Annotated in this window: 8 protein-coding genes; all 8 read left to right on the top strand. The window is 50.4% G+C overall.

Features of this window, described 5'->3' with window-relative positions:
• Positions 1 to 268: ATP-dependent helicase (locus JRG72_10775; GenBank protein ID MBW2135688.1), on the top strand; the 268-nt coding region annotated here is incomplete at its 5' end.
• A 1-nt stretch (position 269) separates the two neighbouring features.
• Entirely contained in the window at positions 270 to 869 is a 600-nt protein-coding gene (gene cas6, locus JRG72_10770; GenBank protein MBW2135687.1) for a type I-MYXAN CRISPR-associated protein Cas6/Cmx6, read from the top strand.
• Positions 842 to 3,196 carry a CRISPR-associated helicase Cas3' gene (gene cas3, locus JRG72_10765; protein MBW2135686.1) on the top strand — a complete coding sequence of 785 codons (2,355 nt, stop codon included), beginning with the start codon at positions 842 to 844 and terminating at the stop codon, positions 3,194 to 3,196. Before cas6 ends, cas3 begins: the two co-directional genes overlap by 28 nt.
• Complete coding sequence (gene cas8a1, locus JRG72_10760; protein ID MBW2135685.1) at positions 3,181 to 4,893, top strand: type I-MYXAN CRISPR-associated Cas8a1/Cmx1; 1,713 nt, start codon at positions 3,181 to 3,183, stop codon at positions 4,891 to 4,893. The genes cas3 and cas8a1 overlap by 16 nt, the downstream gene beginning before the upstream one ends.
• Positions 4,886 to 5,800, top strand: coding sequence for a type I-B CRISPR-associated protein Cas7/Cst2/DevR (gene cas7i / locus JRG72_10755; GenBank protein MBW2135684.1), 915 nt, complete (start codon positions 4,886 to 4,888; stop codon positions 5,798 to 5,800). Before cas8a1 ends, cas7i begins: the two co-directional genes overlap by 8 nt.
• Before the next feature lie 5 nt (positions 5,801 to 5,805).
• Positions 5,806 to 6,462: a type I-MYXAN CRISPR-associated protein Cas5/Cmx5/DevS gene (cas5, locus tag JRG72_10750; protein MBW2135683.1), complete on the top strand. Its 657-nt coding sequence runs from the start codon at positions 5,806 to 5,808 to the stop codon at positions 6,460 to 6,462.
• A gap of 30 nt (positions 6,463 to 6,492) precedes the next feature.
• Positions 6,493 to 8,217: a type I-MYXAN CRISPR-associated endonuclease Cas1 gene (gene cas1 / locus JRG72_10745; protein ID MBW2135682.1), complete on the top strand. Its 1,725-nt coding sequence runs from the start codon at positions 6,493 to 6,495 to the stop codon at positions 8,215 to 8,217.
• Positions 8,217 to 8,510: a CRISPR-associated endonuclease Cas2 gene (cas2, locus tag JRG72_10740; GenBank protein MBW2135681.1), complete on the top strand. Its 294-nt coding sequence runs from the start codon at positions 8,217 to 8,219 to the stop codon at positions 8,508 to 8,510. Before cas1 ends, cas2 begins: the two co-directional genes overlap by 1 nt.
• Positions 8,511 to 9,008: the final 498 nt, after the last annotated feature.

The following is a 9,008-nucleotide window of genomic DNA, read 5'->3' as shown; positions in this document are numbered from 1 at the left end:
GGAGATTATCGCCGCCCTGAACGCCGGCCAGGTCAAGGTCCTGATTGCCACCGGCCAGCTTGTCGGCGAGGGGTTTGACTGCCCGGAACTCTCGACCCTGTTTCTGGCCACGCCCATCCGGTTCAGCGGCCGGGTGCTGCAATACCTGGGGCGGATTTTACGACCGGCGCCGGGCAAAGACAAAGCCCGGGTCTATGATTACCTGGATGTCAACGTGGGAGTATTGATCAACGCCGCCCGCTCCCGGGCGCGGGTGTACGGGGGATAAAATGGATCGCAAAATAGACTTGGTTTTCAAGGTATCGGGAAAATACCTTGCAGTAGATCACGGTTTTGCTCTCTACAGCGCCATCAGTCGAGTTTGCCCCGTTATCCATGACGATCAAGACGTAGGCCTAAAACTTATTAGGGGACGCTACTTGGGGAATGGCCGTTTGGATATATCGCCAAATTCAGAATTGATGCTGAGATTGCCGATAAGCCGGATAAAAGATTATCTCGGTCTGGCCGGAAAATCTTTAGTAGTGCAAGAAGATATAATTCGGATCGGTGTGCCTAACACAAGGGCACTGATACCCGCAACAGCATTGTTTTCTCCATTAGCAACCACCAAGAACGGCCAGGACCGAACGCGTTTTGAGTGCGAAATTAAAAAACAAATGGAGAAATTAGGCGTCAAGGGCCGAATTTCTGTGGGCAAACGGCGGACCTTTCAGGTGCACGGTAAGCAAGTGGTAGGCTATGAAATTTTAGTTTCGGAACTAACTGCATCTGCATCCTTTTTAGTCCAGGAGTATGGCCTGGGAGGTCGCCGCAAGCTGGGCTGCGGTTTTTTTGAGGTATGGAAAAAAGAGCCGGAAATTTTGTGATGCTGCCGCCCAAGACACTACTGGCAAAAAGCCCTATCAATCATTCGATTATTAAGCCATGGGAATCGTTGGTAGGACATACCAGACAGGTTTTAAATGCGACTAAAAAGATAATAGCATCTCTAAGGTATTTTAATATCTTTAGGAATCAGCAGTGTTTTGAGTTACTGGCATTGATAGGAGCTATTTTGCATGATCTTGGTAAGGCAACTAATATATTTCAGGGAATGTTACTGAGAAAAAAAGCTTTTTGCAATAAAATCCATCCCATTCGCCATGAAATATTAAGTGCCTTGCTCATTGCTCAGCTAAATAGTCCACTAAAAGATTGGGTGCAAAAAGCCTTTGCTGGCTATGGCCAACATTTTATATGGATGCTCAGTTGGGTAGCGGGAGGACATCACCTCAAGCTACATTTGGATAAACCATTTCACATTCACACAAAAGAAACAGACAGATTGGTAAGAGTGCAGGGCACACCCAAGGAATTCATATTTTGGGGATCACACCCTGACGTTAAAGAACTCCTTAAAATGGCAGCTTGTTTCGCTTGCCAGAAAATAGAAGTTCCAGAATTACAGGACGTTATTATTCCATTGGCTGAAGTTGATGATCTTGATGCCCAAAATCTAAAAACAATAGTGGAAGACTATGTCTATGATTCAAGTAATTTGGTTGTCCAGCTTTCTGCTGATGAAAAAGTTTCCCTGGCGTTAGCCAAAGCTGTGCTAATAGCAGCGGATGTGGCCGGTTCAGCCTTAACCGCGGAAACTACTGAACCACTAAGATGGATTGAAGGGGCTTTGCAGCAATATCTGGTCCCCGAGAATCTAGAAAAGATTATCCAGGATAAGCTGGGCGGTGGCGATTTACGTGATTTTCAAGAGTCAGTGGCAAGAAGTTTGGCACCGGTGACTCTCACAATCGCGGGCTGTGGCACCGGTAAGACCCTGGCGGCCTATGCCTGGGCCATGCGCCATGCTGCCGGGAAAAAGCTGTTTTTCTGTTATCCCACTACCGGAACAGCCTCATCTGGTTTTGAGGACTATCTCGTAGCACAAAGCTCTTTAGAGCGGGCTCTCATTCACGGACGCGCCCAGGTGGACATAGAAAGGATATTGCGATCTGATGAAGAGGATATATGGGAAGAAAACCAGCGGTTGGAGTCTCTCAAAGCCTGGCCCCAACAGGTCATCGCCTGCACAGTAGATACCGTTTTGGGGCTCATGCAAAACCAACGCCGTTCCCTGTTCAGTTTTCCTGCCATAGCCTCTGGAGCTTTTGTTTTCGACGAGATTCACAATTACGATGCCAAGCTTTTTGGGGCACTGATAAGATTTTTAAGGACTTTTACCGAATCTCCGGTATTGCTCATGAGCGCCTCTATTCCGGAAAATCGTCTCAATTTTTTGCGGGCAACTTTGGGTGAACGGCTGGCTGAACCCATCAGGGGGGATCCTGAGCTGGAAAATCTGGACCGCTACCAATTGGAGTGGTGTCAGGTGCCAGAAGACTGCTGGCCGGCAGTAGAACGAATCCTGGAAAACGGCGGAAAAGTACTCTGGGTTTGCAATACCGTGGCTGATGCAGTAGCAGCCTATGATCACGCTTTGGCCATGAACCTGAATATAGCGCCCGTTCTTTATCACAGCCGGTTTCGCTACCAGGACCGGGTAAGCTTACAAGAAAGGGTTATCAATAGCTTCCGTCAGGAAGGCCCGGCTCTGGTAATCAGCACCCAGGTATGTGAAATGTCCCTGGATATAAGCGCCGATTTGTTGGTCACTGCCTTGGCCCCGTTTCCAGCACTGATCCAGCGGTTGGGAAGGCTGAACCGCTATCCCCAAAAAAATTCTTTGCCGGGTCGCTGTTTGGTCTATGACTTCTCGTGTCAAGAAAATCGACCCTATCGGAATCAGGATCTGGCTATGACGAAGCAGGCTCTCCTCACTATGATCAATAAACCCTTAAGCCAGCGTCATCTGGCCAAGGCCTTAGAAGAGATTCAGGTATCAGAAGAGATCAAGACCTACTCGGCCTGGCTCGACGGGGTCTGGGAAAGCGATCAGCGCCCACTCCGTGAAGGCGATGCTTCTATTACCGTGATCTTAAGGCAGGACCTTACTGAAATCCAGGATTTTCTCAAAAAAAGGAGGCAGAAACCAAACTGCCACAATGTCGCCGCCTGGACCATACCTATGTATTTACATCCTCAATTTACACTTTCAGAACGCTTTGCCGGTTACCCCGTGGCCGGAGAGGGAGTTATTGAATACGACCCGGTAAGGGGGGCAAAATGGAGAAAACAGTCATGGGAAATCATTTAACGCCAAAGGTGCAGTGGTCCTTGACCGACGAGGGAATGGGAGTATTGGAGCGAGCCGGGCTGGGAGGGCTGTACCTTTCGCTGACCGCGGCAGATGAGTGGGCTGCCCAGGGCGATTCCCAGGTTCAGGAACTCCAACGCCTCTTAACTTGGGAGTTATCAGACCATTCTGTAAAGCTCTGGTGGGAAAGTGAAGATCAAGCCATCTTGACCAAGCTGGTGGAGTGGGCTTGGCAGGAAAGAGAAGGCGTTTTCTATCTGCCCGGCTTACATCGATCGCTGGATGAACGGGAGCATATTTATAAGCGTTTGGATATTCACAGGGGTTTATTCCAAACTTTCTTTCAACATCCCAAGGTCCTTCCTAGAGAACAACCCATTACCGAGATCGTCAAAGAAGATGAACACCATTTCTTTCAAATCAATTATCAAAAGATAAAGCCTCGTAAAGGAGGTTTGCCAACAGTCAAAATACTTCCGGAAATTCTTAAGCAAGGGATGACACAAGAGGCCATTCACCTTTCGGCCTCCTGGATTTATCCCGGCGCCGCCAAAAGATTCGGCAAAGCCGCCAAAGAGGAGGAAAACTGGAGCGGTCCTCCCAAGCTGGGTCTTTTATTGATCTTTGCCCCACTATCCTGTGTATTTTTTGAATTGCCTATGACTAAGATAAAAGCAGCAGGTAGGGGACAATTTAGGCCTAATTGGGCCTTCCTGGTTCCAGAAATAAAAAGTTTGACCACTTTTGCCAAACACTTCCCCCTGCTTCGCTGCCAGGCGCCCGCAGATTTTCTACGGGTGCGAGTCCAGAGCCTGGGAGATGCAGCCCTGAGTTTTGCCAGCGCTTATGCGGCCCGAGGGATGGAACGGCGTTTGGGCCTGCAAAAGGTCTATATTGCAGCCATGGGGCAGGTAAGCCATTATCAGGGACAGAAGGTAAGAAAAAAAATTTTGGAATTGAGACCCGCGGAAATCTCCATCAAACGTTATGAGCGCATGATACGTTATTTGCCTAATGAATTCAGAACGCGCCAGATAGAAAAGACTGAAGACCCTGCGCAGGTCCAGGCCAATCTCTGGATTCGCCAGCCTACTGCCCGGGGGCGCATTGCTGACAATCTGATTCATGACCGGCCCTGGTATCAGGACCTGCTATGGCCCCACCCTTGGCAGGTTGATAAACTGGAAAACCAACGCCAAAGAACCAAGCAGAAGGAACAGAAGAGCATTTCACTGGAACACCTGTGGTTTAATAACCTCTTATTTGAAAGGAGGGCGCTTATGAATCTGGCCGATGAAACGGTAATGTGGGATAGCCCGGAAGAACAGGCCTTGCTGAGCATTTTTCATCATTCTTTAAGACAACTTTTGAACAAAGACGAAGAAGCCCAAAAACGGGGTGGCAGCCGCAATCTTCTGGAGCGCTGGGATGACCGGCTGCAGGCCGTCCGCCGTGGCCTGATGCGCGCTAAGACCCGGGAGTTGAACCGCAAATTTATCATGGAATTCCTTGCCGAGGGAGGGGGGAGCAAAGAACTTACCGAAAAGAAGGAAGCTCTCTGGCGTTTTCTCAACCACCCCTACGATTGGCAAAAGTCTAGAGATCTGGCGCTATTGGCGCTGGTCACCTTCACTGACAAGAGATTGGGTAAACCAAAGGAAACTTCGGAAAAAGGGGAGGACAGCAGTGATGAGTAAGCATCTGTTCGGCATGATTCTGACCCATCAGGGAACTTACGCCAACAACCGCGGGGAAACAGAAGGCACGGCTACCACCTTACAAAAAGTTTTGCGAAACGGCGACCTCTACACCACCGTGTCCGCTGAGGCCATCCGCTATGCCCTGCGGGAGGGCTGGCAGGCCAAAAATTACCAAGTTAACCGCTGTTTGAAAAACCATCGGGAATGTGACTTTCGTGATCGTGAATTCAAGGAATGGCATAAATACCTTGATGACGATGCCCTGGGCTACATGCATGCCAGGGAAGAGACCCTGAGCCGCCGGGGCCTTCTGGAAATAACCCGAGCCATCTCCACCACCCCCTGGCGGGGGGAAATAATGCAAAACTTCGCTTCCCCGGGCAGCAATCCCGGCGTCACCCACAAGAATCCCATTCCCTATGCGGTGGAAGTCCATGATACCCGCTATCAGTATGGCTTTGCCCTGACTCCGGCATTCTTGGGCCGGATGGGTTTCCAGGATAAAGAAGACAAACTTACCGCCAAGGAAAAGAAAGAGAGGCTCCGGCAATTACTGGAAGGTTTGTGCAGCCTGAGAAGAGTCGGCGGCAATCATTCCCGCTACTTAACGGATTTTTCCCCAGAAGTTATTGTCTTGCGCTGGACTGACGACCCCGCTCCCCGATTCCTATATTGTTTTATGCAGGACGACCATGGTGGCATCAGCCTCGACCCTCTGTTCCGGCGGATAGACGGGGACATCGAAGCGGCGGAGCTCATCATCGGCACCCCTTTACACATTCCTGAACTTAAAGCTCTCAAAGATAAAGGTGCAAATTTTTTGCCTGGGGTAAAAAAAGCCGTGAACACCCTCATGGGAATGGTCCAGGATGACGACCTGGCAGTTCCCCAATCTCAAGGGTAAAAGTCATGGATAGCGTATGCCTCTATGTGGACGTTCCCATTTGCTCCTTCCGTCCCCGTTGGGCTCGGGAATACCAGGAGACCTATGCCTTGCCTCCGCCGGCCACGGTTTTCGGCATGCTTCTGTCGCTGGTGGGTGTGGACTGGCCGGACAAAGAGCAGTATGCCGGGGTGGAGTTGGCCTTGGCTCTGTCCCAAGAGCCGGAAAAATGCCGGATTTTTCGTAAACTTCGCCGAGTGCCGCAGTCCAAAAAAGACGCTGACCCGTTGACGGAGCGTAGGCCAGATTATCAAGACATCCTTCTGGACCTGCAATTCTGGCTCTGGCTACGAGATGGCCAGGCCTGTCAAACTCTGACTGACCGTGTAAGAGCAGCCTTGGAACCGCAACGCCGCCGGGAAATTATACGTTACGGTGGACTTTCCTTGGGGGAATCCAGCCATCTGGTCAATGAAATCTCCCTGAAAATGCCCAGTGGTCAAGGTCGTTTTTTATGTCAGGATCCGGAAGGATATTATCAGCTACCGGTTTGGGTGCAGCACCCACGCTGCGGTCACGGCCAGTCACGCCTGGAGCACTTTACCCTACTGCCCTCGGAAACTTTATCTGAACCGCCGGATTATGATCCCCGTTGGATTACCATTGTCGGTCCCCAGAGATAAATCATTGTTGAAAGATTAAAGGGGAATAAGATGGGAAAGCCACATGATGCTTCAGCCGACTCCTTCACCTCCTTCCATGCCGCCGACAAGACTACGGGTGAGCCTTTAATCCGCGTTATGGCCCTGCACGCCCTGGCCTACTGCGAAAGGCTCTTTTATCTGGAAGAGGTGGAGGAGCTTCGCCGCGCCGACGCCAATGTCTATGACGGCCGACGTTTGCATACGGAGCTGGAAAAGGACGAGGAGCCCTATACCCTGGAACTGGCCAGCGAAACCTTGGGCCTCAAGGGGAAGTTGGACTGTTTGAAACACCGGTCCAGTGGATGGGTGGTAGTGGAACATAAGAAGGGAAAATCCCAAAAAGGCGCGCCCTGGCCCAGCGACCGCCTACAGGTTATGGCTTATGCGCTGCTTCTGGCGGAACACACCGGCCAGGAGGTCAAAGAGGCAGTGATTCACTATCACGCCGATAACCAGAAGGTCAAGATTCCCATCCAACCGCAGACTGCCGGTGAAGAAGTCAAGGCCGCGGTAGCCCGGGCCAGGGAATTGAAGGCTTCTCTGGAACGCCCTCCGGTCGCGGTCCCGGAGAAACTCTGTCGCACCTGCTCTTTGTCCCCCGTCTGTTTGCCAGAAGAAGAACGGTTTGCCCTGGCCGAAAAACCCAAACCCCAGCGTCTCTTTCCCCCCGATGACGACCGGCGGGTAGTCCACATCGTGGAGCAAGGGGCTACCGTGGGCCGGGAAGGCGAGCAACTGGTCATAGGCCGACCAGACGGCAGCAAAAAACCTTTGCCAGGGATAAATATACTGGCCTTGGTGCTGCATGGAAATGTCCAGGTAAGCACCCAGGCCATTCATTATTGCGCCGCCAATGAAATCGGCCTGCATTGGCTTTCCTATGGCGGTCATTATATCGGGGCCTTCGCGGCGGGCGCGGGCAAGGTGCAGCGTCGGCACAGGCAGCATCAGGCCTTTGCGGACCATCATCTTAAAGTGCGTTTGGCTTGCCGTCTGGTGGCTGCCAAGGTGGAAAATCAACTGCGTTATGTGATGCGGACGATCCGGAGCCAGCCCGGTTTGGAAACAGAGATGGTAATACAGACAGGACTAAACCAATTCCGGGATACCCTTAAGGAAGTAAACCGCCAGGAAACTGTCACCGCCGATGGCCCTGATTTTGATGCAACTGCGGTTATAGAGAGAATCCGGGGATACGAGGGTCTGTCTGGCCGCGCCTACTTTGAGATCCTGCCCTTCATCCTAAAAACATCTGCCGAGGATTTTCTGGCATTTTCGGGACGTAATCGCCGTCCACCCAAAGACCCGGTCAATGCCCTGCTTTCTTTCGGCTATGCTCTGCTTTACCGTGATTGCGTTGGAGCATTATTAGCCGTAGGGCTGGAACCGGCCTTGGGATTTTTCCATACTCCCCGTTCTCCTGCCTACCCTTTGGCCTTAGACTTAATGGAACTTTTTCGCCTCCTGTTATGGGATATTCCGTTGATCGGCTCCATAAACCGGCGACAGTGGCAGAAATCCGATTTTGAGATAACCCCTGGACAGGTATGGCTGAATACCGAGGGCCGACGGAAGGCCATTCAGCTATATGAAAGCCGCAAACAGGAAAAGTGGAAACATCCGGTCCTTAACTATTCCTTGAGTTACGCCCGGACCATCGAACTGGAGGCGCGGCTCCTTGAAAAAGAGTGGACCGGCCAGCCAGGGTTATTTGCCCGCTTGAGGTTACGCTGATGGGCGAAGAAAAACATTGGCACCTGATCTGTTATGATATCCGCGACCCCAAACGTTGGGCCAAGGCCTACAAAATCCTTAAGGGCTGTGGAGATCACCTGCAACTATCCATTTTTCGAGCCCATCTGAGCAAAACGAGACTGGCTTCCCTGCGCCATAGATTGAGTAAAATTCTCGAAGGGGAAGATAGTTTACTGATTGTGCGCCTCTGCCCGAGTTGCGCCCAAAGGATAATTGATAGCACCGGAACCGAGAAATGGGTAGGACCGGATGTCAAATATGAAATATACTGATTCATGTACCATTGGGAAAATTAGGAAAACAAGAAAATTTTATCGATAACTGTTGGTAATTAAATGGTTTTGGGGCAATATAGCTGCAAACCGGTACTTGATAGGCAATAATTCCAAAGAAAATAATATGATATATCACCAGGGGCTTGATAATTTTTTGTTTTTAAACTCGTAGCCAATAATATGATATATCACCAGGGGCTTGATAATTTTTTGTTTTTAAACTCGTAGCCCCAAGATCCATGAAAATAACCGCTTAACATGGCGGTATTTTTAAGGTAAATTTTGCGGAGTGAATCGATCTTTGATGCCGAAAGGCGTTGAGCACTACTTCTTTTTCAAAAGTTTTTGAATCTTCCGGCTCCTGTGGTGAATCTATCTTTGATGCCGAAAGGCGTTGAGCACGATTTGGATGCCTGGAACCGGAGATATGGTTCAGAGTGAATCGATCTTTGATGCCGAAAGGCGTTGAGCACATAATGTTTCCATGAAGGGTTA

This window comes from Deltaproteobacteria bacterium (assembly GCA_019309545.1).
GTDB lineage: Bacteria > Desulfobacterota > Desulfobaccia > Desulfobaccales > Desulfobaccaceae > Desulfobacca_B.
The sequence above is the reverse complement of the archived record's forward strand: the minus strand, read 5'-3'. Positions and strand labels throughout refer to the sequence as shown.